General features: G+C 47.0%; 24 protein-coding genes and 1 pseudogene. 4 read left to right on the forward strand and 21 right to left on the reverse strand.

Annotated features, from left to right (window positions below; translation table 11 throughout):
• The first annotated feature begins 17 nt into the window (after window positions 1-17).
• Genes U5R06_19295 through U5R06_19305 form a run of 3 tightly spaced genes read left to right on the forward strand, consistent with a single transcriptional unit; the run spans window position 18 to window position 2903 of the window.
• Window positions 18-1100 carry a hypothetical protein gene (locus U5R06_19295; protein MDZ7724890.1) on the forward strand — a complete coding sequence of 361 codons (1083 nt, stop codon included), beginning with the start codon at window positions 18-20 and terminating at the stop codon, window positions 1098-1100.
• 12 nt (window positions 1101-1112) lie between these two features.
• Window positions 1113-2498, forward strand: coding sequence for a C1 family peptidase (locus U5R06_19300; GenBank protein MDZ7724891.1), 1386 nt, complete (start codon window positions 1113-1115; stop codon window positions 2496-2498).
• A 36-nt stretch (window positions 2499-2534) separates the two neighbouring features.
• Window positions 2535-2903, forward strand: a complete 369-nt coding sequence (locus tag U5R06_19305; protein MDZ7724892.1) for a hypothetical protein — start codon at window positions 2535-2537, stop codon at window positions 2901-2903.
• A gap of 180 nt (window positions 2904-3083) precedes the next feature.
• Here the strand turns inward: U5R06_19305 and U5R06_19310 are convergent, their stop codons facing one another.
• From U5R06_19310 to U5R06_19410, 21 genes and pseudogenes are all read right to left on the reverse strand, one after another.
• Entirely contained in the window at window positions 3084-3941 is an 858-nt protein-coding gene (locus U5R06_19310; protein MDZ7724893.1) for an HNH endonuclease, read from the reverse strand.
• 124 nt (window positions 3942-4065) lie between these two features.
• Window positions 4066-5004, reverse strand: a complete 939-nt coding sequence (locus tag U5R06_19315; protein MDZ7724894.1) for a site-specific DNA-methyltransferase — start codon at window positions 5002-5004, stop codon at window positions 4066-4068.
• 320 nt (window positions 5005-5324) lie between these two features.
• The gene (locus U5R06_19320; GenBank protein ID MDZ7724895.1) at window positions 5325-5708 is read right to left on the reverse strand and encodes an ADP-ribosylglycohydrolase family protein; all 384 of its coding nucleotides are present in this window, start codon (window positions 5706-5708) and stop codon (window positions 5325-5327) included.
• A 1015-nt stretch (window positions 5709-6723) separates the two neighbouring features.
• A complete protein-coding gene (locus U5R06_19325) occupies window positions 6724-6870 on the reverse strand; it encodes a hypothetical protein (GenBank protein ID MDZ7724896.1) in 147 nt (48 codons plus the stop codon).
• A gap of 68 nt (window positions 6871-6938) precedes the next feature.
• Window positions 6939-7835 carry an aldo/keto reductase gene (locus U5R06_19330; GenBank protein MDZ7724897.1) on the reverse strand — a complete coding sequence of 299 codons (897 nt, stop codon included), beginning with the start codon at window positions 7833-7835 and terminating at the stop codon, window positions 6939-6941.
• Window positions 7836-7898: 63 nt separating this feature from the next.
• Window positions 7899-8153 (reverse strand): glycoside hydrolase family 3 N-terminal domain-containing protein, encoded by a 255-nt coding sequence (locus U5R06_19335; protein MDZ7724898.1) that lies wholly within the window; start codon window positions 8151-8153, stop codon window positions 7899-7901.
• Window positions 8154-8168: 15 nt separating this feature from the next.
• Window positions 8169-9470: an ATP-grasp domain-containing protein gene (locus U5R06_19340; GenBank protein MDZ7724899.1), complete on the reverse strand. Its 1302-nt coding sequence runs from the start codon at window positions 9468-9470 to the stop codon at window positions 8169-8171.
• A 15-nt stretch (window positions 9471-9485) separates the two neighbouring features.
• On the reverse strand, window positions 9486-11486 hold the full coding sequence (locus tag U5R06_19345; protein ID MDZ7724900.1) for a CocE/NonD family hydrolase: 2001 nt from the start codon (window positions 11484-11486) through the stop codon (window positions 9486-9488).
• Between the two features lie 117 nt (window positions 11487-11603).
• Window positions 11604-13028 (reverse strand): family 16 glycoside hydrolase, encoded by a 1425-nt coding sequence (locus tag U5R06_19350; protein ID MDZ7724901.1) that lies wholly within the window; start codon window positions 13026-13028, stop codon window positions 11604-11606.
• Window positions 13029-13058: 30 nt separating this feature from the next.
• Window positions 13059-14129: a DUF1080 domain-containing protein gene (locus U5R06_19355; protein ID MDZ7724902.1), complete on the reverse strand. Its 1071-nt coding sequence runs from the start codon at window positions 14127-14129 to the stop codon at window positions 13059-13061.
• A 39-nt stretch (window positions 14130-14168) separates the two neighbouring features.
• Complete coding sequence (locus tag U5R06_19360) at window positions 14169-14939, reverse strand: glycosyltransferase (GenBank protein ID MDZ7724903.1); 771 nt, start codon at window positions 14937-14939, stop codon at window positions 14169-14171.
• A gap of 3 nt (window positions 14940-14942) precedes the next feature.
• A pseudogene (locus U5R06_19365) lies at window positions 14943-15473 on the reverse strand (FAD:protein FMN transferase).
• A 49-nt stretch (window positions 15474-15522) separates the two neighbouring features.
• Entirely contained in the window at window positions 15523-15795 is a 273-nt protein-coding gene (locus U5R06_19370; protein ID MDZ7724904.1) for an FAD:protein FMN transferase, read from the reverse strand.
• Window positions 15796-15800: 5 nt separating this feature from the next.
• Window positions 15801-17375 carry a TIGR03663 family protein gene (locus U5R06_19375; protein MDZ7724905.1) on the reverse strand — a complete coding sequence of 525 codons (1575 nt, stop codon included), beginning with the start codon at window positions 17373-17375 and terminating at the stop codon, window positions 15801-15803.
• A gap of 18 nt (window positions 17376-17393) precedes the next feature.
• Entirely contained in the window at window positions 17394-17876 is a 483-nt protein-coding gene (locus U5R06_19380) for a DoxX family membrane protein (protein ID MDZ7724906.1), read from the reverse strand.
• A gap of 47 nt (window positions 17877-17923) precedes the next feature.
• Complete coding sequence (locus U5R06_19385; GenBank protein MDZ7724907.1) at window positions 17924-18580, reverse strand: hypothetical protein; 657 nt, start codon at window positions 18578-18580, stop codon at window positions 17924-17926.
• Between the two features lie 56 nt (window positions 18581-18636).
• Window positions 18637-20049, reverse strand: coding sequence for a Gfo/Idh/MocA family oxidoreductase (locus tag U5R06_19390; protein ID MDZ7724908.1), 1413 nt, complete (start codon window positions 20047-20049; stop codon window positions 18637-18639).
• Window positions 20046-20930, reverse strand: coding sequence for a sugar phosphate isomerase/epimerase (locus tag U5R06_19395; protein ID MDZ7724909.1), 885 nt, complete (start codon window positions 20928-20930; stop codon window positions 20046-20048). The genes U5R06_19390 and U5R06_19395 overlap by 4 nt, the downstream gene beginning before the upstream one ends.
• Before the next feature lie 32 nt (window positions 20931-20962).
• Window positions 20963-22300, reverse strand: coding sequence for a Gfo/Idh/MocA family oxidoreductase (locus tag U5R06_19400; protein MDZ7724910.1), 1338 nt, complete (start codon window positions 22298-22300; stop codon window positions 20963-20965).
• Between the two features lie 312 nt (window positions 22301-22612).
• Window positions 22613-22807, reverse strand: a complete 195-nt coding sequence (locus tag U5R06_19405; protein MDZ7724911.1) for a CPXCG motif-containing cysteine-rich protein — start codon at window positions 22805-22807, stop codon at window positions 22613-22615.
• A gap of 306 nt (window positions 22808-23113) precedes the next feature.
• Complete coding sequence (locus U5R06_19410) at window positions 23114-24505, reverse strand: IS1380 family transposase (protein ID MDZ7724912.1); 1392 nt, start codon at window positions 24503-24505, stop codon at window positions 23114-23116.
• A 170-nt stretch (window positions 24506-24675) separates the two neighbouring features.
• Between U5R06_19410 and U5R06_19415 the strand changes: the two genes are divergently transcribed.
• Window positions 24676-26082, forward strand: coding sequence for an arylsulfatase (locus U5R06_19415; GenBank protein ID MDZ7724913.1), 1407 nt, complete (start codon window positions 24676-24678; stop codon window positions 26080-26082).
• The last annotated feature ends 12 nt before the right edge of the window (window positions 26083-26094 follow it).

A 26094-nucleotide genomic window follows, 5' to 3' on the forward strand; every position in this document is an offset into this window, starting at 1 on the left:
ATGAACAGGAACAATAAATGATCAAACGCAAAACAAACAGCTGTTTCATTTTTCTTTTTCTGGCCGCATCGTTTGCGTTGGATGCGCAAACTGATTCCTCGCAGGTATCCCTGTTCTCTCTGCGCCGCATTGAGGAAAGCGTGGGCTTGAGCGCACAGTATGCATCCATCCAGTCAAATAATATCGATCCGCGCGCCTTTACCATGGTCTCCCTGCCTCTGTTCATGGACTATACACCAACACGCTATATGCGCTATACCTTCAAGCTGAATCAGGGCTACCAGATGTATGATACAACCGGACTCTATGGACTGAGTAATCTTGATTTTACAGTACACTATAAAGTGCGGCGGCAGCTCACGTTATCCGCAGGTGCAACTCTGCCCGTCGGCACTTCTGAAATCAGTGCGGATGAATTCCGCGTGATGGCCACAGGAAAATTACCGTTTATCGATGCACCGACTCTGTACAAACAATCCGGGTTGGGCTTCCGCGCCGGCATCTCGGTAGGCGATCAAATCAGTGACAATACATCGATTGCCTTTGGCGCCGCGTTTTATTACCGGTCAGCCTACACACCGATTCTAAACGGACTGGAGTACGATCCCAGTGATGTACTGATGCTGAGCCTGGGCCTGGAAAGCGGTGATCCGGATGAACCGGGTTTCATCGGTGATTTGCAGGTTTCTGTTTATACGCCTGAACAAATGCAGCAGCAAAAAGTCAATCGGGCCACGCTCGGCATTGCATTCAGCGGTATCATGAATTACGAACGATTCAAGCTATCCATCCTGGCGCTCTACCGGGAAAAAAGCAGGTTGGTGTACGGCGGTGAATTTCAGGCGCCTTCCCTGCAAAATATCAAACTGGGATACCGGGTGCGGCCGCAAATCATTCCGTATGCCGGTTACGAACATATCAGCAAAGGCTCGCGTGTGCCCGAATCACACTTTGTATTACTGGGAACGGTTTTTGAAGATTTTGCTTTAAATGGATATCCATTATCGCCGTATCTGGAGCTTCGCTGGGGTACTCTGGATCCGGATGCGACGGTTATAGGAATCAAGCTCGGCACCCTGTTTTCATTTCAAATTTACTAATATGAGGAGCCTATGAACTCTCTAACTCTGCGTTTCTGCCTGTTTCTTCTTTTCACGACTGCAGTATTGTATGCGGGTGTTCAACCCGGACTCTCTGAGACGGACATCCAAACCATGCAGCGTTCCCTTCAACAATCAGACGCCAACAAAGCCCTGCTGAATGCCGTCAGCAATAATGACATCAAAGATCTGGTATTGAATCGGGAACGCGTCAATCAGCACAATGACGCATTCAATGTCACCACGGATGCCAAAGGCATCACGGACCAGCAAAGCACCGGACGCTGCTGGCTGTTCGCCGCCCTGAATATCATGCGCCCGGTGGTTATGGATTCATTCAACCTGGACAAATTCAAGTTTTCCCCGTCCTATCTGTTCTTCTGGGACAAGCTCGAAAAGTCCAACTATTTTCTGGACACGATCATAGAAACCCGGGACCGCCCGATTGATGACCGCGAATTACAGGCCATTCTTGACGCTCCGGCGCCCGACGGCGGCTGGTGGAATTATGCCGTCAATCTGATTGAAAAATACGGTGCCGTGCCGCAGGAAGTGATGCAGGAAACGCAAAACACCAGTAATTCTCGCATGCTGAACAAAACCCTGGGTACCCTGCTGCGCCGCTATGCCGCGGAACTGCGTTCCATGCCGGATTCTGAAACCCATCTGCGTAAGCGCAAACAGGAGATGTTACAGGATTGCTACCGCCTTGTGGCGCTGCATTTCGGCACGCCGCCGCGATCCTTTACCTGGCGTGTACGAAACAAAGCTGACAGCCTGATCACTGGCACATTTACCCCAAAAGAATTTTACAGGCACGCCGTCAATCTGGATTTAAGCGATTACGTGACGCTGGCAGATTACCCCGCCTATCCCTCACGTAACCATTACGCTATTAATTTCTGCACCAATCTCACCGGCAGCGACGATATGGAATTCATCAACGTTTCGCCGGAAATACTGAAACAGGCTGCCCTGCAGTCGCTGCTGAACAAAGAGCCGGTCTGGTTCGCCGCCGACGCCGGTTGGCAGATGGAACGCGATCACGGCATTATGGCGGATGATATTTACGATTATGAATCGCTTTTTGATATCAGTCTGGATATGTCCAAAGCAAACCGCATCCACTATGGTGTTAGTGTGGCCAATCATGCCATGGTGTTCATTGCCGCCGACACACTGAACGGCAAAGTGCACAAATGGCGGGTTGAAAATTCATGGGGCACGGACCGCGGCGACAGCGGATACTGGACCCTTTACGACAACTGGTTCGATCCATATGTATTTAATCTTATTATCAACAAAAAATATTTGAGCGATAAGGAACTGGCGTTGTTTGTAAAACCTGTTCAGCGCATTCCGGCCTGGGATCCGCTGCGTTCAGCGTTTTTGAAATAAATTTACAAATCAGCATTTAAAACGAAATCCAATATTATGACAAACTATTTTCTTGTACTTTTTATGATCATTGGCTGTACAGTCCCCGGACTGACACAGCCGGACTCTCACTGGAGCCATGACATTGAGGTGGACTCGTCCGGAATTTTTTACATTGCGGGCCGCAGCAGTGAATCCGCTTTTCTGATCATCAAATACAACGCTATTGGCGTTCAGCAGAACGAGCTGAGCGCTCCGAACAGCATACATTCAGATGCCGCCGCAGCTCTGCATATAGACCCGCCGGGTAATATTTATGCAACAGGATTCCCCGCCATCCCCGCAAGCATTTCAAGTATTTCCCAATCACCCGAATCCGTTCAATGCAGAAACCGTGATCCCGTTTTACAGTCCGCAAGCGGGTGAAATACAACTCGATGTTTTTAATCTGCGCGGGCAACACATATTGTCAAAGCAATTACATACAGAGGCAGGTTATTCAAAAATGCATCTTGATGCACATGAATGGGAAAGTGGAATTTATTTTTTTATATTTAGAAACACAAAGGAAACAAGTGGGAAAATACTTTTACTAAAATAATTTAATTAGTTTTCCCAACCCCTTAAACTGTTTGCCTTTTTTATATAATCTACATAGGGTCTATCAGATTTTGCTGGTGGTAAATGTATAACAGATCTCAAATTTCTAATGAATTTTTCAGCCCCATCATCCAAATCCAGCTTGGAAAGTTCATTGAATCTAAACTTATCATAAACAACTTGGTATTCTTCAGTAAATGTTACCAAATTTATATCATATGCCCGATGGTGTAGAGCACAAAGAGCAATACCATTAGAAGTTTCATCATTACCATCATATTGTACGGGAATAATATGGGCTGCATCAACCAATTTAAGTTGAAGACCACAAAAGGCACAACGATTTGAATATGATGTTAAAACTCGAGATTGAAAACTATAATCTCGAATTCTTTTTTTTACATTTCTTAGAGTTGTCTTTCTATATTGTGTTACCTTTTCAATTTCTGTATCATTTATTTCATCGGGATTTTCTGTAACCCGATCCAATATATCATAATCTTGTTTTGATTCTCCAAAGGTATGCAATACTTCCAAATTCCTTACATACTCTACAAAAAAATCAGGCCTAAAAGCAATTGAAATTTCTTGATTACCTTTTTCCCACGGGGCAATACCTTTAATATATGCTTTTCTAAGTGCTTGTTCTCTTATTTGTATTGAAGGCGAAAATCCAAAGTCACTACTATGTCGTTTAAAATCAAATCCAGCAAAAACCTCCCCCTCTTTCCACCATCCTAAAATAAGCGTTTTCCCATCATATTCCGGCACAAAGCGATCTATACCAGTTATTTGAATCCTATACTCGTCAGTGGGTCTTTTTGATCCGCCGCCATGCGTTAAATTCCAAATATAAATTTTCAATTTGTAGTTCTCTTCATCATGATATATCTTGAGCCGAAATGGATGAGACTTCTTATCCGATAAAAAAAGAACATGCCACCCACTTTCACGGACACTTTGTATTATCAATTCAAGTAGATCGTATTTACCCAGTCTTGACACCATTGACCTTTAGTTTGATTGGAAATAAAGTTAATTCAGATTTAAAACGATAAATGCTGCCTTCTAAATAGTTCTTTTCTAATTCAACAGATATCCATTTCCGATTTAACAACTCTGCTGAAAATCCGGTTGTATTTGAACCAGCAAAAGGATCCAATACAATATCATTTTTTTCCGTTAAAAATTTGATAAAAAAATCAGAAAAGCCCTTTGGAAATCGTGCAGGATGTGGTTTTATTCCAAATTCACGACATTTCTTCTGATATTGACCATTCGAGTTTGTATTGGGTAATTCTAAAAGATTTGGCGGTATTGCGCCACCATTATCTTTACCAAATTTATCAGATATATCATGACCACTTGGGCGAAGTTTAGCCTTATAACCATTTTTAATTAAAGTCTTCATACTGTCACTATATGGTCTTAAAATATTTCTATTTTTTGCTTTTGGATATTGACTTTTAGCAAGCCACCAAACTACATTGACCGAATCTTTCACTCTTATTCGTCTTACCGTAACCCATTCAGCAGGAGTTGGTAATCTTGATGGATTATAATGAAAAAACTCTTGTGCCAGAAAAAATTTTTGCTCTCTGCATAACCTAACTAAAAGCTCATATTGATAAATGCTTCTTACTGGATAACCTGGCAAATATGCACCACCTAAATCAATAACTAGAGAACCTTCATCTTTAATGATTCTGTAAAACTCTTTTGAAAATTCGAGGAACCAGCTAATATATTCCTCTTCCTGTTTATTTCCATATTCCTTTTTTCTTGTAAGAGCAAAAGGGGGAGAAGTTAGAATTAGATCAATTGAGGAATCAGGTATCTCTTTCATCAACTGCAGGCTATCACCCCAATACGCCTCGCCAAGATCAGTTTGATAAAATGGAGCAGCATTTAAATTTATTTTTAGCATATTATATAATCACATCCCCTCTCATATTAATTATTTATTCTAGTATTTACCAAAAAGGATATAACGTAACTCAATATAAGTTCTTTTATATATAAATTCAATAGTTTCTTATTCACGCATTTATCAAACAATTGGTTGTTTAAAAAGTGATATATTTTTACGCTATTATTTTATAATTGTATAAATATTTACCGTATTGAATTATTCGGTTCATCATTACATTAATCAAAAGCCAGCAAAGTATTGTGATTTTGTTCAAGTATATAATACAAAATCAGCAGCACGATTTATCTCTTTATAAAATTTATTGTGGCAATATCTCACCGGTTTGCCGTTTTAACCCTGATTCCCGGATCCGGAATATACCAGACATTCTTCTCCAGATCAACACCGCCGCCCATCTGCTTCTGCACCACACGATCAATGATATACACACCGGTCCGGGCCATATTCTCAAACGTATCGATGCCGTCGTTGGGAAAATTCTGGCGCGTTCGGTGGATATTGTATTCATCCGCAAACTCACGTCCGAACACCGCTTCCACCGCGTCTTTGCCGAGCATGAATCCCAATAGGCCGCCCCACGTAGCGGTGGGATTGTCCGAGTCCCAGCCGGCCAGAGTTCCGATCTTGATGGTTTCCTTGATATCTCCTTCACCGTAAAACAGACTGACCAGATATTCAGCTGATCCGGCTGCCCCCAATCCTCGCGTGTGTAAAAATCACCGGTTTTGATCTCACCGATATCGCCGATTTTGTCCATTTCCGTCACCAGGCCGGTCCAGTTGCCGATACACTGTCCCAGCCAGAATCCCTGCAGCCTGTTCATGTAATCTGAACGGGATATGACACGATCTGTACCAGCCGGCGTATAGGATTCATAGTCCAATTGAGGATTCGCTGGAATGTCCGTACCTGCTTCAGGCTGACCTGATCCGCAATTCCAAATCATGCTTATAACAATCAAAAATAATAGTCTGTGCATAGGGTTCTCCAATCCGTTTCAAACAGGTCTAAACCCCGTTTGATCCATTACAAATATTCTCATTTTAATGATATAAATTTGTAGTTTGCATAGTTACTCGAGTCTGAACAAACTCGCCTTTTTTAAGGTAGACTCGAAATGGCACGTCCCGGTTGTCGAACCACATGACGTAAATCATTCCTTTTTCATCTACATCCACTGATACAGACCGGCAGGTACCGGAATGGTCCGTCACACGACAGTTGTCACTCCATGTAATACCATTGTCCGGCGAATATTTTAGAAAAATCTGATAACATCCCTCAACTTATTCCTGCCAGGCGATCACCACTATATTTTATTTTACAATCACAGTCGGGTTCGTGGATGGACCGTCGGAAAACGTGAGACGCTCCGGAAGAGCCCATGTTTGGCCCGAATTCAATGATTGTATCAAATAGATTTCATAATTTGGAAAAATTATGGGTTGTACGTACCGGTTGTTTCCAATGACGACCATTATCAGGCGAACAGGCATAGAAAATGTCCCCACAGTCATGATCTGTTTCATCCTTCCAGGCTGTATATACATGTGTTGAATTCACAGCAAGACAGGGGGCTGTAGATTTACCGCTTGTTTCACAAAGTCGGATCGGGGCGTGCCAGGTTGCTCCGGCATCTGTCGATCGTCTATAAAAAATATCGCTATTGCTGTCAGACAGGATCGCAGTCCAGACCGCATGCAGCGTATCCTCCTAAGCACACAGAGAATACCCGCCATGTGTGGTGACCGCGCCGCTGGACTCCTCGGTACTGAGTTCAATGTCATCCTGCCAGTGTAAAGACTGCCCCCCGGCCAGCGCAGCACAGTGCAGCAAAACAAAAAGTAAAATTTTCATCATTCCCTTCCTTTGAATTTCTGCTACGAAAAATGAATAACAGCATATCAAACAACGCGGATCTCATCTATTCAGCCGCTTGCACCAAGGGCCGTCGGCACAATCCGCTGCATACGCTTGATCGTATCATCCACCTGGTCAGTCGATTCAAAACCGATGGTGGTCGCATCCACCGCGCCGCTGTTCCAGACAAAGTTCAATGACTCTTCCCGCTGCTGGGGGTCCGTGGTCCGGCCGCCGCCGTAAATTTTCATACCAACGACACCCTTTCCCGCCTTGCGGGCTTGTCGGAGCAACGCCGACACCTGTTCCGGCGAACCGCCCATCATCGTACCGCTGTTGTTGATACGGCCCATGATCACTCCGGTCCAGGACGATTCCACTGCGGCAGTCAGCGCCTGGAACGAGTGACAGGACACGCCGCACGCACGGATCACACCACGTTCACGCAGTTCGGACAAGCCGTCGCAGACCGGTTTATACAGTTCCGGCCAGTCCGGCCGAATCACACAATGAATCAACACAATATCGATTACATCCACGTCCAGTTCCTGACGGAACCGGTCCACAGCGGCCTGCGCGGTGGTGAATTCCGCCCAGGACGCCGGTCGCGTCCAGACTTTTGACAACAGCGTGACCTGGTCGCGGGGAATTTCCTTCAAAGCCTCACGCATATACGGATGCGATCCGTAACTGTCCGCCATGTCAAACAACCGCACCCCCGATTCATAGCCATGCTGAACCAGATCAACAAATCCGGTCATTCCCAAGCGGGTCTGCCGGGAATGCTGTTCACTGCCATGCGTGCCGGTCCCCATAGCCAGACGGCTCACTGAAATCCCCGTGGTTCCGAGCTTGACTGGCCCCATCACATCGGGTTCATTTGTCGTAAAGCCTACCCCCGGCAGCGACAAAGCGGCAAAACCGGCTGTTGTTTTCATAAATTGACGCCGGGTCATGGATATCATAATCGTCTCTCCCTATTAATACTCACAAAAGACAAATGCTGAAAAACAAAAGGATAGACTCGATCAAACACGGCCTATTCCACAAAAGAAATTACAAATATTTTTGATGAATTCAAGCAAAAAAATGTACAACAATACAGCAGGGTTTAGGCGGATATAGGGATCGGTGATCGCAGCCGCCAGAAACGCATCTTCTCCAAAGCTTTCAAAATTCCGGCCCGCATAAGGCGTGCGGTGTATATTGACGCATGGACCCAGAATCACATTGCGGCCCTTGGCCTTGGTCTCCTGCGCCAGCGCCTGTCCGTATTTATTCATTGCAGCATCATGGGCCTATTGATAAAATCCTTCCATTTCTTCAGGTTCGATTTCAAAAGTCAACATGTCCAGACAGTGGTCATATTGTTCAATGATATCCGCCTGATCTCGTCCTCCGATAAAAAGATTGGCGATTTCATAGCTATAGCTGTCTTGCCCTTGCAAATCCGACAATGGCATTCCGGGATGCACGGGTATTTTAACACGTGTATCCGGCTGCTCTTTTTTCAGTGCTTTAATTTCATCATCAGAAGGCACTTTTTTTACCACGCCATTTTCAAATGTACGCACCATAAAATGGCCAGCCAAATTATATTTGCCGTTCTTTTCCATAACTTTGGGCTTTTGTCCCAAAGCCAGGTCAAGCATAATCTGATGATGCGAGGTTCCGTGCACTTTTTCAAAAATATCCGTATGCGCCTGCGAAATGCGCGGATTGATTTCCAGCAAAAACACCTCATCATAGCTTTGATTGTAGAAAAATTCGATATTGAACGGAGAATTGTCCAGTTCAATCTGCTGAATCGCGGTACGCGCCACATCAATCATGCGGTGCTGAATTTCAAGAGGCAGCGAAGAGGGATATTCATAGCGTGCGAACGACGAGCTGTCCGGCTCACGAATCGAGTCCACCACTCCGTATACCGTAACACGACCATTATAAACATAACCTTCCAGTGTACATTGCGCACCGCCAATTGGACTTTCCGCAATACAGCTTTCCGGCATTTCAGCAATTTCCTGAGGCATATGATAGGTGTTCATCAATTGCTTAAAGGGTTTTCCGATGAAATCAATATGCTTTTTTACTTCTTCCATAGCTTCGTAAAACTGTCCCTCACCATTAATCTGATAAGAAAGAAAAGAACGAAAAGATTTGATCGGCTTGATCCAGTACGGAGTCAGAATATCAATCGTGTCAAACACATTTTCCTGAAACGGATCAAAGGCCTGAAAACGGGGAATATGACCCAAAATCACTTTTTGCTGTTCCAGCCGACTCCAATACTTGTTCTCAGATTTCATGATCGCTTCCAGGCTCGGTCCGGGCAGATTAAACTGTTTTGCCAAAATAGGTATCATAACCGTACCCGGAAAATCATAATAGCTTGCAATCGCATCAATAGAACCATCGAAATTTTCCATATTTTTGATCGCTTTATCAATCAAATGCTGCATATCATAATCATCCACATTGCGGATATCCTTAATATCCAGAGCAGCATGAAAATCACAATATGCGGCCTGTGGGGTGTGTTGGAGCAATTTGTAATTAAACTCGTCCAAACCGATAATAAAAACATTTTTTTTTGCCATATGAATCTCCTTTCCTTATACCTGATTGCGCGAAATTCGTTCTTCCCAGCTTTTGCTGTGTACGCGTGAATCCCCCTCATAAGCGTCCAGAGTCGCCCGGACAATAAAATGTGAACGAGTGGACGTCAAGATCGTTCGTGTTATCGTCAGCACTTCCCAGTCACCGCGTTTAAACCGGCGTCTGCCTTCCACCAGGCCTTTTACCGTGTCATAGTTATTATTGTAATAAGAATACTCTTCCTTGACGTCCCTCTGGACTTCCAGATCAATATCATAAAGCCGATAGCGTTTGTCATTATTTATAACATTCAGAGACACACGGTTATTCGCCAGATTGTGCTTTACTGTCCATTCGCGCTCCGCAGGCGCCAGCAAGGTGGTGTCCGGCGGAGGTGCGGATACTGCATTCCCCAAATCGCGCAAATGATGATCCAGCTCTTTCGGCTCGCGTACAGGTAAACTCAAACGGCTGGATGCCAGATGAACAGATAGTTGCACCGGCTCCGGAGACGGCCAGGCCAGAGGCCAGTAGGATGTCGACAGACTCAATCTGATCTTGTGGCCGGCGGGAAAGCGCTGCGCCACATGATTCAATGGGATGACAATATTATATTTGTGATTCACCTTTAACGGCTCGGGATGTTCGTGATTGTTTCTGTGCGTCAGATTCAGCAATCCATAGGTTACCCGTGTCGCGCGATCATGGGGGCCCACATCAGACAATCGAACGGCAATCATCGCCCGGGGTTTATTGGAACTGATCCCGAGCTTTACTTCCGGCATACCGAGTATTTCAACATCATGTTTCAGCGGTGGGGAATCGAACACCAGAGCGCCGCCGTCTTCTTCCCGTTGATCCCAGGGCAGATCCGTGGCTGCCGAATACGAGCACCACTTGCCGGCAAACAATCCCACGCTCAACGGACTTTGAAGGGTCAGCACCCGGTTCGAGGTTTTATCCTCGCTCAAAAATCCGGGTCGCAGCGCATATTCACAGGTCGGCAGGTCAGCCGGCCATGTCTTTTCAGCGACCCATTTGCCCGGACGCTTGGACAACAACGGCGAGACGGAATCCTGCATCCACACCTGCAGCACGGGGTCTTGTTCCACACCGGTATCAATGCCTTTGAGCCATCTATCCCACCAACGCAAAGATTCTCCGAGAAAATTAATAGCAGGACCCGGACCGCCCATATGCGGATATTTATGTCCCCAGGCGCCCACCAGACCTTTTCGCGGCGCTTGCAGATTCTCAAGCAGGCGAAAGACGGTATTTGAATACCCGTCCGCCCAGCCGCTCACGGCAAAAACCGGGCATTTGATCGCGGAAAAATCCTCACAGACCGAAGCATGCTTCCAGAAATCATCACGGGTTTGGTGCTCCAGCCAGTTTTTAATCCATAATCCGCTTCCCTCGAGTCGCTCCAGCCACATCTCGCGCCATCGTTCTCCGACTATAGCAGGATCCGGAGGACAGGAATTGAACGCAAACATCGTGGAAGCCCAGGACAGATTATCCGTTAACAGACAGCCGCCCATGTAATGAATATCGTCGGCATAACGATCATCCGATGAACACACCGTAATTACCGCTTTGAGCTCCGGCGGCTGCAGGGAGGCAATCTGCAGTCCGTTGAATCCGCCCCAGGACAAACCGAACATGCCGATATTGCCGGTGCACCAGGGCTGGGCGGCAATCCAGTGCAGAATTTCCAGTCCGTCCTGCAATTCCTGCGGCAAATATTCATCGCGCAGCACGCCTTCAGAGTCTCCGCTTCCGCGCAGATCCACTCGCACACAGGCATAGCCATGCTGGGCAAAATAGCCATGGATTTGGGTGTCGCGTACCGCCTTGATGTCACGTTTACGATAGGGAATATATTCCAGAATAGCCGGCACCGGTTCCTGATCCGCTTTTTCCGGCAGCCATATTTTGGCTGCCAGCCGGCAGCCGTCCTGCATAGAGATCCATACATTCTCGATCACCCGGATCGGCAAAACCCCGTTGAGTTTCATTTCCTGTCTCCAATAAACAAGTACACGATAAACGCCCGGTCATAAAACAAATTGCCAATATAGCCTTTATTAGGAAAATTGCAACTATTTTTTTTACAACCGGGCGTCAAATACCATTCAGAGCTTTTTAAGATAAATATTCTTGAACCGAACGACCGCGTGATCATCATGATTCTGCAGCCCGAAATATCCGTTCTCGGAAAAGGATGTTATTTTACCGCGCGGCTCTACAATCCAGTCGATGACCAGAGCCCCATTCAGTTCAACTTTGTAACGATCACCTTTGCACGTTATCTTGTAATGATTCCATTGCCCGTCCGGTTTCATGGCATCTCGTATCGGCGCTTCTGCATCGTAAACCGCGCCCGTTTTATGAGTCCCCATGCCGCGGTCATAGATCTGAATTTCAAAGCTGTTAGTGATATAGTCATTGTTAACAACCACATCCGGGATGCGCAGGAAAATCCCCGAGTTGGTATTCATGGACTCGGACTTGAAATCAAGTTCGAGAACAAAATCAGAAAGCGGTTCCGCACTGTACCATAACAGTCCCATACCTTTATGAGATTCCAACACGCCGTTTTCTTCATCCAGGATAAAATATCCGGGGCCGTAATGATTCCAGCCGTGCTTGGAATAACGCAGATTCCGGCGGTTAAACGGCAAAAGGGACCTGTATCCGTCAAGATGCGTGATATTTTTTATATAATCGAGGCCTTTCTCAATGGAAGGCGAAGGATTCAACCGTTCGGCCTTGTTTTCGTGCTCCACAGCCAGAAACCCGTGGTAATCCTGCAGCGTCAATTCAGCAAGAACATCATAAATATGGGCCGCACCGCTGCCGAAAGGCACATCATGAGCGGTTTTACGGCCGGCTTTATTCAAATCCTTTAAATGGACATTGGTGATGCGTCCGGTTAGAAACCGCAGGGCTTCCACCGGATTGACGCCGGATCGCAGCCAGTGCCCGGTGTCCGCACACACTCCGATACGCGGGTCCAGGTCTTTGATTGTGTTATACACGGTATACGGGTTCCAGTATTTGGACGGTTCAGGATGATTGTGAACCCCGACCCGGATATTATAGTCTTTGACCAGAGATTCAATTAACGTAAAATCATCATATTCCGGTTCAATGACCAACGTATAGATTCCCATATCCCGGGCAAACTGAAAAACCGTTTCCGCCGCTTCCCGCGTGTTGTCGAAATGGACCACACCGTAGCTGACCAACGTCAGATCGTACTGTTTCAATAGGTCTTTGACCCAGGACCGCTGTTCCGCTGTCATATGATGACCGAATGTCTCCGATTCCGGACGCTCCTCGCTCAAGCGTTGTCCCGGATAAGCTTCAACGTATTTTACCCCGAGATCATTGATTTTTGCAAGCGCTTGCTCAAACGTAAACTGATTGAACGTCCAGCACTGTACAGATACATCCATCGGAATGATACGCACATTTTCGTAACGCGGATTAAAGGGTTCCTGACCCGCCTGCAGTGAAAACACCAATGTCAAACACAACAGAATGCATTTTTTCATCTCATGCTCCTTGGTATATTTTAAAACAGTTTATTTTACTTTTTCCAGAAACATTTCCTTACCGTCCTGGATCAACCTCAAACCGGTCACCTTGCCGTCTCTGTGCCGGAACGCCATCTGCATTTGACAGACCGGTGCATAGAATCCGCGCCATGACTGCGGCCGGAACACGACCTGATCGCGCCGGACCTGGTCGACCCAAAGTTTGTCATCCTCAGCCCGCTTGACATTCAACTCAAAAGAAGGATCTGATTTCGAGCGATAAAGCCCGGTATAAGCGTTTAAATCTTTTTCAGAGACTGTTACGTGACCAGCGGATGGCTTGGTTTCATTTTCTTTTTCCAGATCCCGAATCCAGACATTGCGGTACCGCACCGGATTGCTGTGATCCTGCAGGAAAATCGGCAGTCTGTCAGAGTGCGGTGCATAATCGGTGCGAATCTGATAGGTGGTGGGTCCGGTGAGTTCAACATGATCCTGAACCAGCACACCATTATGAAACACCGTCACAACAGCCGGTTTGCGCACCGAGCCGTCCGGATTGAACCGCGGACGCCGAAAAATAATGTCATAGGTCTGCCACTTGCCGGGAGGACGACTGGCGTTCACCTCCGGCGGCTTTTGGCCGTATAATGCAGCTGCCTGTCCGTCCGCATAGGTTGTATTCTCATAGGAATCGAGCACCTGAATCTCATATTTTCCCATCAAAAACACCCCACTGTTGCCGCGACCCTGTCCGTTACCTTCAGGTTCAGCAGGCGAGGCCCATTCCACATGCAGCTGACAATCTCCAAATGCTTGTTTCGTTATAATTAAAGATTTCCCCGGCACACATTCAAAATACTCATCCGTCACCTTCCAATCCGCAGGCTCTCCCTCCGCTGTTCTCCAGGCTGACAAATCACCACCATCAAACAAAATAACGGCATCCGAAGGCGCTTTACCTGCCTTTTCCTGTGTGCTTTCGGTACCGGATTGAACAATCGGTGGATTTTCACGCTCTGCACTATGGATGGGATGTTCATATTCGTAAAACTGCTGATGCGGTTCGGCAAAAACAACTGCAACCGCCAAGAGACAGAACAACACGATAGTCTTCATAAACCTCTCCTTTTTTGAAAATTAAAATTAAAATTAAAATTAAAATCGAAACCGGAAAAACAGAGATATTAATTCAGTGGTTATCTTGACAATATTGTTAAGAAAAGACGTCCGGCTGTCCGGGTCCGCTTTCCATTGAATCGGGAATTCACAAATTTGACAACCATGTTTGCGCGCGTTCAAGATCACTTCAAGATCGAACAAGGCGCCTGTACAACGTAAATTTTGATAAATCATTCGCGCCTGAGGGCCCTTGTACATTTTAAATCCGCACTGCGTATCCGTCAAATTTTCGGGGAGCGGCAACAATACGGGAAATAGCCTGCGCAGCAAACGGCCGATCCATTGACGGATCAGAGGTTGTGGAATGACGATCTCGCTGTTTGACATGAACCGCGAAGCGTGCGCCAATTGGCATGACCCGCCTTGCAATAGACACATCGCATCAATGCTGTAATGGTAGGGTGTACAATGCCCGCTGTCCGCAAACAGCACAAACAATCCGGAACTGAAAACCATCCCTCTGCGCACGGCCGCGCCTTTGCCGTTGTGCCGTGGGCATGACAATACATGCAGCGGTGCACTGATCTGCTCCCGGACTTGCTGTGCTGCGTTCAGCGTCGTGTCCTCCGAACCGTCATCGGAAACAATAATCTCACCCGGGAATCGATTGTCACTTAAAAACCGGTCAGCTGCCAGAATATCCGTCCTGATTTTCGCGGCCTCATTGTAAACCGGAATCACTATAGACAGCAGCGGCGCCAATTGCGGGTCTTTTTTTAAAACAATTTTTTGCATGTTTTGATTCACAGATTACCCGTCTTTTATCCATTTGGGGCCAAAACTTTTCATAGACTGCGCGTCCCGGCAGATGACACTTGTGTTGTAAGCTCGACTGTATGCATCGATTTCCGAAACCGGCATCAGCATAAAAGCTGTGGACAGCGCATCCGCCACAGCCGCGGATTTTGCGGCCACCCAAACAGCTCGGGATTCAACCGGTCCGGACTCGCGCCGGGGATGAACAATATGCGGTCCTTTGAGCAATCCGGAAGCGCCGAGGCTGATACACTGCGCCGGAAAGGCTGCCAGCAGTTCTCCGCTTTCCGGCGCCGAGATACTCAGCGTCCATCCTTCGACCGTTTCCGGAGGCAGACCGGCGCGGACGGAACTGCGTCCTCCTGAGATCAAATAGCGGCCGATGTCCCAGTCTCCAAGTTCTTCAGATATCAGGTCAACGGCAAATCCCTTGCCAATCCCGCCCAGGTCCAAATCCAGGCCTTCCGGCGGCAGCCATACAGCCATGCGCTCCGATTCAATTTTCAATTCAGCAAAGGCTGTGTTTTGATTTTTATAATTCGGATCAAACCGGCCGCCGGTTTTATGATAGAGGTCAAGGGCGGTGTTTCAGACGCTTTAGAGTTTCCGGTGAAACCTGAATCCATTCCTTCCCGGCCGACTGATTGATCCGGGAGATTTCGCTGTTGGGGATAAACCGCGACAGCTGTGATTCCAGTTCGAGCAGGCCTTCAAAGGCCTGAAAGGCCGCCTGCTCCGCATAACCGACATCGGTATGGCATAACCAGATATCGAAGCGGGTGTTCATCGCAGAATGTGAAAACGTCCAGGTGTCAGGCAAGTTTGTTTGTTTGGCGGTATAGATCATAAGCCTTAATTCTGTAACGGGTCGCGCCATCGTTTTTGAACAAACACCTCAAGTTGAACATCCGGCCGCAGAAAATAACTTGATTTTGCCAACGGCACATACAGCAGCCGTTCGCCCGGTGGAGGCAGTTCATAAATACGGCGCACCAAATCAGTCTCGAATTCGGGAGGGATCACCACCAGCTTTGGCAGCGGCAGAGTCTGCGGCACAGAGTCGTACCATCCCACATATTCAATGTTTCGCAGGTACCAGGGCAGCGGCCAGTAATCATGTCCCGGCATAATAACTTCAATGTGATAGTTTTCGCTGTCCGGGACTGCCGCACAGATATCCCGGACTGTATCGACCAAATTCAGAATATCCGGCGAGGTATGGCCGTAAACATAAGGATTTTGCGGATGGGCATCATATTTGAAATTCAGCTGAAGCGTCTGCGCCAACAAATGGACAGTGCCCGAAATCAAAACCGCCAAAGCCAAAATCCAAAGCCGATTTTTTACGAGTTCAAACAGTTGTTTCCAGAACAAACCAGCCCAGACACTAAAGATCACCCAGACGGTTAAAAAGCTCCAGGGGGTTTTATAAGGTAACAGAATATAGATACCGGCGATTGCAAGAGTGAATACGGCAGCGTATTTACGGAAACAGGTCGGCAGTCCCAAAAACAACAACGAGGTCTCTGTAAATCGCCGGTGAACAGCCATCGTCAATCCGCCGAGCGCGGAAAGCAAAATAAAACCTTCAGTGTAAAAAGAATCTGCAGAGTTGTAAAACCCATACCATCTGAAATAGGTCCACCAGGGATGCAAATGCGCCCCTCCTCCAGCCCGGTTTAAATACACAGAAAAGGCTTCAAACGGCTTGCTCAACGCGCCGAAATCAGTAAACCATTCGGAGTAAAATATCACAAACGGCAGCACAAATCCGCCAAGGAGCAGCAACCCGAACATCAGGTAACGGGTCAGACTGCCGGCCAGGTTGCGCTGATGCAAAACCGTAAAAATCACCGACATCATCGCCAAAATCCCGGCCGGAATAATCCAGGTTTCCTTTGTAGCGGCGGCCAGTCCCCAACACAAGCCGGACAAAAAAACAAAAAGCCGACGCTGATCCCGGACCGCCAGAACAAACAGCAGCAATGCACTCATGATAAAAACAACAAGCAGCATTTCCTGGATATAATAGCGACTGTAGAATACAAAAGCCGGAGATATCGCGATAAAGACTCCGGCCAGCCCTGCAGCCCGGTGACCGATCAGGGTCACTGCCAGCAACGGGGTCAAAATCAGCAGCCAGCCGAATAAAGCCGGGACCATGCGCAAATGCCGCTCTGTGGTTGCCGCGATCGTGTCGACGCCGGTCAGGGAACAGGGCAAAAGAGAGAATACATTCAAAGTGGGACCGTGATACTCGAACGGATCGTATTCGTATTCTTGGTCTTGAAGCAGATTTTGAAATTTGATGGCATGTACAGCTTCATCGGTGTGCATGGGGCGCTGTTCCAGTGCGCTAAACCTCAGAACAGCTCCCGTCAATAAAACCGCCCCCCAGCTGAACACCAGCGTTACTTTGCGTTTCAAACCCCGCATTTTAACAGGTCAGGATTTTCTAGATCGAAAAACCAGCCGATCCAGACCGATCACTCGACTGGTCGGGAGCATGGATATCACAAACAAAGCCGTCATCTCTACAAATGTTTTGTTGATAATCAGATAATTACCTTCCTGGGGCAGGGTATAGAACAAACCGGGAAGCGGCGGATTGCTCAAGTAATACAGCAAAAGCAGCAGCACGCCCGCCACCGCTGCAATTCGTTCCAATGCACCCAGCATGAGACCGAGTCCGATCAGAATCAGGCCCCACGTGTTCAATTGATCCACGACAGCAAGCACGGACGGCGTATCCGCAATCCATTGAAACAACGGTGCGAAAATCCATTTGGATTGCGAAAGAAATCCCGCCGCGGTCCAGTCCGGATTGATCAATTTTGCAAGTCCCTCATATAAAAAATGCCAGCCGATCGCCACCCGCATGACAACCAGCGCTCCAATTTGCAGCTTTGAAAGAGGTGTTGAATTCATAAATCGATTCCTTTTATTGTCCGCCTGCAAAGTCAGTGTTGTCGATTTTATTTTCCGTATACAGCGGCTTCGATATAATGATTCAGGTCATTGTTGTTGTTGCCGTTGCTGTAAAAACGCACATACCGGGCTTTTACGCCTTTGGCATCAACGAGTTTACCTTCAGAGGTTTCCACATAATGTTTGTCCTCACCGGTACCCAGACCGATTGAATTATCAATGTCATTATTAAACAGAATATTCACATTCTCGGTAAAATCTGCATCCGTAGCGGTCTGAATAATCACATCAAAATAAACGCGCGGCTGTTTATGAAAATGCCACAATACCACCGCATAGAGCGTATAAACATCCTCCAGATCGACCGTCACATGCTGCTCAAAGGGACCCAGTTCAACATAATAGCCGTCAGCAGCTTCCTTGTCACCGTCCGTGATCATATCAATCTCGCCAATGATCGGAAAATCATCCGTACTGGTCACCGGCTTGCCGAGCGCAACATTTTCCGTCCCTTTGGGTGCGAGAAACGGCTCGCGCGGTTCATTGGCGGGCTTTTCCAGGTTCGGAACGTCCATATTCTGCGGCGTCCCGACAAACATGGGTTTGGGTAGATCGATTTTGATCGGGACCAACTCTTCACCTGCGCCCAGACTCACAGCGACCAGTACAAGCATCATCAATAAAACAGGTATATTTTTCAACATCTCAGCCTCCTTTTTAACACGATCATTCATCGTTTTTACATTTAAATCAGATCCGATCAAACATGAAAAGCATCGGATTTAAAACTCAGCGTGCGGCCCGCTTCAACCGCATCGTTCACCTTTAATACCGTCACAGCTGTTTCATAACCGATCTCCGCCGGACAGTTGAGCGTGTCGTCTCCGCGCACGCTGTTGAAAAAGTTTTCCAGATGCGGCTGATGATAGGGGTCTGTCAATGTCACCGGAATATCATGTTTATCCGGAGCAATCGTTTCCCGCACATCGAGTACAGCACTGGAACCCGGAGTTTCCACTTTTTCCGGTTTGGTCAAATAGCCTTTGCGCACCCATTCATCCCACTGCGGCGCTGAGGGCTCACGGTATACCGAACCGCGATTTGCAGATTCGGAGATGTGCAGCGTACCCTGATCACCTAAAAAGTTTTCAAAATAACCCTCACTGCTGTTATTGGTCAGCGTTTGATAAAATGCGCGCACCGGACCCTCGGCGGTTTCGTATTCGTAAATCGCCAGCACGGTATCGTACCATTCATGCGTGGCTTTATCGTAATAATCCGTGCCACCGCTCGCCATAACGGATTTCGGCGTGCTGTTCAAAAACCAGTTATAAATATCAATTTGATGAGAACCGAGATCCACAATCGGACCGCCGCCAAGTCCCTTGTACCAGCGCCAGTTGCGGAATTGATGCATCGAGTCGAATCCGTATTTTTTCAGACGTTGAGGATCGATGGCGTAGCGTTGCGGCCAGCCCAGGTCAGGCTGAACCGCACGGTTCCACTGGCCGTTTATCGATGTGATGCGGCCGAGGATATCGGCTTCACCCAGCAGCTTGTCAAAAGCGTGAATATAACGCGGATTGCTGCGCCGCTGATGCCCGATTTGCAGCAATTTGCCGGTTTCCCGCGCCGCCATCACCATCCGATACGCATCATCCAGCTTGTTGGACATTTCTTTTTCGCAATACACATGCAAACCGGCATTCAGACAGTCGATGGTATGCCGGGCGTGCCAGAAATCCGGTGTGGCAATAATGACCGCATCCAGATCTTTTTCCTGGTCCAGCATTTCCCGATAATCTTCATAACCGGTCACATCATGTTTGTATTTCTGCAGCAGCCGCACCGCACGCTTTTGATTATATTCAGCCCAAATATCACAAACAGCGCGAAATCGAATACCGGGTATACGCAGACAGGCGTTCATCAGCACTTGACCCTGGGCGCCGGCGCCCAACAAAGCAACATTGAGTTCACGGCCGGATTCAGCCGGTTCTCGCACGATTGCTTTTTCCATTTTTTCGCTATGCTTTTGATAATACGCAGCGGCAAATGCACCGAGCGCCGGTACCGCAGCCAGGCCCTGCACAAAATCACGACGGTTTATTTTTTTGTCCGATGCAGCTTTGTTTTCTTTTTTTGTTTCAGGCGTTCTGGATTGTTCACTCATAATTCATCATCCTTTACACTTGTTTCTGATGGTAAGGTTGCGGCGATTCTATTGAATGCATCAACACATTGCCGAATTTCAGGCAACGAGTCTAACCAATGATACTCATATTCCACGGAAAAGCTCCCATGAAACCCCATATTATGCAGCTGCGCTAAAAATTCTTTAAAGCCAAGCTCTCCCAAGCCCCAGTGCACATCATGTGCATCCTTGTTTCCAAATGCATTCAGGTCCTTGAGATGAAAACACATCAGCCGGTTTCCCAAAAAGTCCACAGCAGTCTCCGGCCGAATGCCGGAACGCATCCAGTGCCCCGTATCACCACATACTCCCAGATACGAGCTGCGGCCCTTTAATGCCTTGAGCACGATCTGTGGATTCCAGTAACGGGACGGTTTGGGATGATTGTGAATAGCCACGCGGATATCATATTCTTTACATTGGCGGTCAATCAATTTGAGGGCATTAAAAGGAGGCTCGGAAATAATGGTGCCGATGCCAAAATAATTTGCAAATTCAAACACCTTGACATTGGCAGCTTTATCTTTGGAAAGACCGACGACCCCAAAATTAATCAGCTGAATACCCGCTTGCTCAAGTTTTCCCCGCACCCATTCTTTCAGGCTGTCGGGCATTTGAGGTCCAAACCTCACATCGGGGATGGTATCGCAAAGTGTTTGCCCGCTATACGCTTCCAAATAACGCACCCCCAGCGAATCCAGTTTTTCGAGCGTTTCCATAAATGTAAATTCTTTAAAGGAATAGGCCTGCACAGCAAGCTTCCACCCGTCATAGGCAGTGTCCGTATTCTCGGCATTGACCGGAACGGTGATCAGCAAGCCGATCATGGCAAGCAGCAGTATAGCAATATTTCGCTTCATGTTGATGTCCAGATTGAGTGATGGTTTATGATTTACATGTCTTCGAGCGACCAGCCTTTTCGATACTCTTTGCTCAACAGCGCATTGGCGGCTTTTAGATTGGTAAACCGTCTGGCCCGGTCATCCCATTCCAGAACGGTATTCTGATCGCTGGTCAAGATGGCAATATTGCCCAGCAGCATGGTTTCCGTCAGAGGACCGGAATAACTGAAATCCGTAGACGATTGTCCGCCGTTCACAATCGCCTCGATCCATTCTTCATGTATCCCGGGCGAGCGTTTCAGAGTCTTTTCCGGCACCTCAAACTCGCGCATTTTTGTTTCCGGCACAATACGCGGCACACCGCCGTGCGATTCCTGCATCATCACACCTTTTGTACCCTGATACAAAATACCTGAACCGCCCAGACGGCGTCCGGGCTCCATACACTCGGGACGCATCGGCTTTAATCCGCCGTCGTACCACCACAGATCAACGGGTCCACGTCCGTTTTTAGCTGCAAACTGGTATTTGACCACGCAAGCATTGGGATAGCTCGCATCAAACAAATCAGTAGAGGTGGCTTGCACGCGTTCGGGGTAGCCCAGATTTAGAGCCCAGTACGGATGGTCGATGATGTGCGCTCCCATATCTCCGAGGGCTCCCACTCCGTAATCTTTCCAGCCGCGCCAGACAAAATGCGTCAGCGCCGGATGATAGGGCCGCCATTCCGCCGGGCCCTGCCACAGGTCCCAGTCAAAAGTGGGGGGAACCGAGACAATCTCTTGGGGCGCTTCAACGCCCTGTGGCCAGATCGGACGATTCGTCCAGCAATGCACTTTCTGGACCTCACCAATAGCACCGGCAGCAATCCATTCATTCAGTAAAAACGCCCCCTCCCTGGCATGCCCCTGGTTTCCCATTTGCGTTACCACACCGTACTCTTTGGCCGCGCCTGCCAGTTTTTGTGCCTCTTCCACCGTATGTGTCAACGGTTTTTGACAGTACACGTGTTTGCCGCGTTTCATGGCCGCCATCGCAATAACAGCGTGCGTATGGTCCGGAGTTGCAATAACCACAGCGTCAATAGAGGGTTCTTTATCCAGCATTTTCCGAAAATCATTATATATTTTGGCTTTGGGGTAGGTTTTAAATATAGGGGCGGCACGCTCAAAATCAACATCGCACAGCGCTACAATATCTGCGATAGGAGCCAGTTGTTCCAGATTGCGCTTGCCCATCCCGCTGATCCCGATACCGGCAACACGCACCCGGTCGCTGGGCGCTGTATGAGATTTGCCCAATACATGAGAAGGTACAATTGAAACCGTTGCTGCAGTCAGCAAGCTTTTACTTATAAAAGATCGGCGGGTGCACTGATGCTTATCCATGTCAAAATACCTCATTCATCTTGATTAGAAAATCGCTTGTTATTCAATTATCCGTGTAACCGGACAGTTTTCTATGCTACACAAAATTGTTAATCAGAGGCAGTATATATGTCATATATGTCAACGAATTTCTATTGAAAATATAAACCTGTAAACATTCTGTTGGAAATCTGAATCTTTATCACATGGATATTAACCCATACCGGTACATAATGGTATGAGTGATAGGTTGTTGAGATAGAGTAATATGATAATCCATAGCATTAATTACAAGTAAAACCTGGTAAATGCATGTAAAAAAATGTCATAAATTCAGTCATCCTCGCGATATGGGGTCACCACAGGTATTTCATCTGCATTTATCTGCACCTGAACGGTAATGGGTCGGCAACAGACCGGGCAATCTTCTATATAGGATTGCCGGGACACGGATATATCCACCAACAGTTCAATGGATTCCCCGCAATACGGACAGAAAACCTGTTGTGACCAAAGCCCCTCGTTCATATTTACCTCGTCGATACATTTTAAAATTCACATTATCTTTTTCATAACACTGCTTATATTTCACTTATTTCTGCCTTGTATATTACGCAAATTTATTTTAACCTAAATTGAGCGATTTTAAAACAGAACAAAATAAACTGGCTCAAAAGGGAGCCAGTCATGTCTATTTGTGTAAATTCTATTCTGTTTTCATGTTACAAAAGTCTTTTTACCTGTTTTTAAAATGAACTATGCCTAAAAACATGAAAAAACTAACATTAGGGCGTATCAATCCTGTGAAATAAAATTTTCTGGAAACATTTTGCTCTATGTCATGAAAGCTGGTTTTTGTTCGCGAATCGCCTGCCATAAAAGTGGAATTTTTAATGCATCATAAGTAGCTTGGGTGACTTTCAAGATTACCTGTTGACTCGTCGATATTATCTTGACAGCAAAATCAATTACAGTCCGGCGAAAAGTGCTGGGATAGCTCGTAACCGGTAACACATCCTGGGTCATATCACGCTTGAAAGCTTCGTATAGAAAATGACTCATCAAAAAAATGTAATAAAAGGCTCTGTTCATTCCAAAGCCTTTAAAGGGAAGCTGCTCGCATACGACAAAATCCTTTTGTGAACGATGAACAAGTTCACCCTTGCCGCGACTATGATCCAATTCAATGATCTTTTCCGCCTTTAAATAGTCATCGCCAACTGCCTGCACCAGCTTTTCATCACATTCTTTATTCTGGCCAATGTTTGTATAAATCACATTGTCCGGTCGAGCAAAATCAAAGGTCATCTGGCCATTATCTTCGGTTTCTTGTGATGTGAAAATGCATCGCCGAAATGTAGACCACGTGTCAAGCCGGTTACCAAATTCAACAAACGACCACGACATTTGATACAAGTGAAATCGATCAACAGGAACTTCTTTAACATATTGTTTAATACCCTTATAGAGCTTTCCGCTGCACGCATAATGAATGCCGAGGCGTTCTTCAAAAAATCTGAAATTCTTATCATCTAAAAAACCGCTGTCTTTAAGCAGTATGATTGGCACATCAGCATAATGGGTTCGAATCGCTTTGACCAAACGTCCAACAGCTTTTCTCAAATCTGTCCCATGATTGCAGTGCACATTGCCAGGACGGAACAATGCATCCACCACATAAGGCCCCCAGCTGATTTGCAGCGGCTGAAAGCCCTTTTTCTTCTTATAAGTTGGCTTAACGCCTTGACGTTTTTGGGCATCGTCATTGTCAAAGACCACCGTATCAGCGAATAATATGATCACTTTGGGCTTTTCAACATGAAGGCGCCAGATAAAAAGCTTGAGCAAAATAGAACGAAAGAGCCATTGTCCGACAAAACCAAGTCGGCGAAACATTCTCTTTATCTGATGCGATGTCGCCATGTGCCAAGGCTCATTCTCTAGGAGCGCGGCATAAGCGTCGTCGTTTTTACGTCGATCAAAGCCTAACATGGAACGGTCGGTGCCATCAATGAACCAGCCCACAACTTGTTTAATAAACTGAAAGCAACTAATGCCCTTGGCCGAACCTTTTAGAGAACCAAGACATTGTTCGAAAAGCTTGAAAAAACCAATGTTTTCGACATATTTGATAAAGAAAAACAGGCCGCCGCGCCCGCTCATTTTTTCAGTTGTGACCTCGATTTTTGAAATTTTTACTTGCTTTGAATTGGTTTTTTTCTTCATATTATTGTCACCTTTTGGGTGCGTGGATTGATTTTAGTTGATTTTGTCTTAATTAAAATAATAACAATCCATTATAATCCCAAAAGGTTTTTTATTTTTCGAAGAATCGCTCAGTTTAGGTTTAACTTTATTAAACGGATTCTCCTTTTCATCTTATACGATGTGAACACATGAAACTTTCCAGACGCCGGTTTATAAAATCAGCTGCGGCATTGAGCGCCACTTTCTTCCCGGGACTTGTTCGATCCTGCAGATCACAGCCAAACATCGTTCTGGTCGTCGCGGACGACCTGGGCTATGGCGATTTAAGCTGTTATGGGCAGAAAAAATTCGAAACACCAAATCTTGACCGAATGGCCGCGGAGGGTATGCGCTTTACTCAGCATTACAGCGGCAGCACGGTATGTGCACCTTCCCGCTGCTGCCTGATGACAGGCATGCACACCGGCCATGCACAGATACGCGGCAATAAAGAAATTCAGCCCATCGGCCAATACCCGCTCAAAGCGGGTACCTTGACGCTGGCGAGGCTTTTACAACAGGCCGGTTACAAAACCGGAATGTTCGGCAAGTGGGGTCTGGGGTATCCGGGAAGCTCAGGAGACCCCTTGAACCAGGGATTTGATACCTTTTTCGGATACAATTGCCAGCGCAACGCCCATAGTTTTTACCCCTCTTATTTGTATCACGATAAAGACAGAGTCCCTCTTGACGGCCAGACTTATTCCCATGACCTGATTATCGAAAAGGCGTTCGAGTTTATCAAAAACAATCAGGACAACCGGTTTTTCTGTTATCTGCCGGTCACCATTCCGCATGCCTCCATGCATGCCCCCCCCGATCTGCACTGCAAATGGCGGAAGAAATTACCTCAATTCGATGACGTCACAGCGGATTACGGCGGCCCGATCGTCCGCAACCCGGTCGCCGCTTTTCCAGCCATGGTAACTCATCTGGATAATCAAATCGGCAGTCTGTTTCCGCTCTTAAAGAAGCTCAATCTTGACAATAATACACTGGTCTTGTTTACCAGCGACAACGGTCCACACCAGGAAGGCGGGCATCGGCCGGATTTCTGGGACAGCAACGGATCGTTTTCCGGCTATAAACAAGATCTTCTGGAAGGCGGTATCCGCACTCCGCTGATTGCGCGCTGGCCGGGTCAAATACCCGCCGGCAGCATCAGTGAACATGTATGTGCTTTTTGGGATTACTTGCCTACTCTCGCAGACTTTGCAGGGGTACAGGCGCCTTCCGATATCGACGGTATATCCATGCGTTACTCGCTCTTGCAGTGGCCCGTGGAAAAACAGGAACACAGCTATCTGTATTGGGAATCTCGTCGTCTGGGTGGACAACAGGCCATACGCTACAAGCAATACAAAGGGATTCGGCGAAAAATACGCAAAGATGTCCCCTCTCCTGTCGAGATTTATAATCTCGAAACTGATCCGGCGGAACAGAATGACATCTCTGACGAACACCCGGAACTGATTCTGGCATTTCGCACATTATTCAAAACAGCCCGCACGCCATCTAAACTCTTTCCCCTGTTCGAGTACGAAAAAGAAATGTAACAAACTTTAGCA

The organism is candidate division KSB1 bacterium, assembly GCA_034521575.1.
Lineage (GTDB): Bacteria > Zhuqueibacterota > Zhuqueibacteria > Residuimicrobiales > Krinioviventaceae > JAXHMJ01.